Source organism: Escherichia sp. XD33 (assembly GCF_019375075.1).
In the GTDB taxonomy this organism is placed as follows: Bacteria; Pseudomonadota; Gammaproteobacteria; order Enterobacterales; family Enterobacteriaceae; genus Enterobacter; species Enterobacter flexneri_A.
This window is the reverse complement of the sequence record NZ_JAENDM010000337.1, coordinates 1-585: the sequence shown is the minus strand read 5'-3', so window position 1 is coordinate 585 and position 585 is coordinate 1. Positions and strand designations below refer to the sequence as shown.

General features: G+C 62.7%; 1 protein-coding gene. It reads right to left on the bottom strand.

Going from position 1 to position 585, the window contains the following annotated elements:
• Window positions 1–585: AAA family ATPase (locus K0778_RS27115; RefSeq protein ID WP_153449246.1), on the bottom strand; the 585-nt coding region annotated here is incomplete at both ends.

Below are 585 nucleotides of genomic sequence, written 5' to 3'. Positions count from 1 at the left end.
GCCACATCGGCAGCACTGCGCGTCTGCTGGAGACGGAAAGGCTGACCGGGCGCGATGGCCTGCAGCTGGTCCGTGTCACCGCTGGCCACGGCACGACCACCACCGGCCGCAATCAGGGCGTATGCCCGTGCCATGTCGGTATTGCCCACCATTGAGCTCTCATCGAGCAGGAACAGCGTGTTGCTGAAATCCGGCGTTTCTCCGCTGCGCTGCTGCAGTTGCGTGTCATGCAGAAAGGACGCCAGTGTCTGTGCATCCACGCCGGCGCTGCGCATCTCCCCGACCGCACGGTGCGTGGGGCCCAGCCCAACGACACGGGGACGCTCACTCTCCGGCAGCATGTTCACGGCTGACATCACCGCCCGGAACTGTGTGGTCTTACCCACACCGGCATAGCCCTGCACCACCGTGAAACGGTCGGGCGTTTCCAGTATCATGCGGGTGGCGGCGCGCTGTCCTGATGTCAGTTTCTCCATGAGTTCGCCAGGTACTCTCTCCATCAGCGGCGTGACCGCCTCCTTACCTTCGAGAATATGGCGAAGAATGCTTTTTTCAGCCTCATACGACGCACGGGAAACCAGCAGG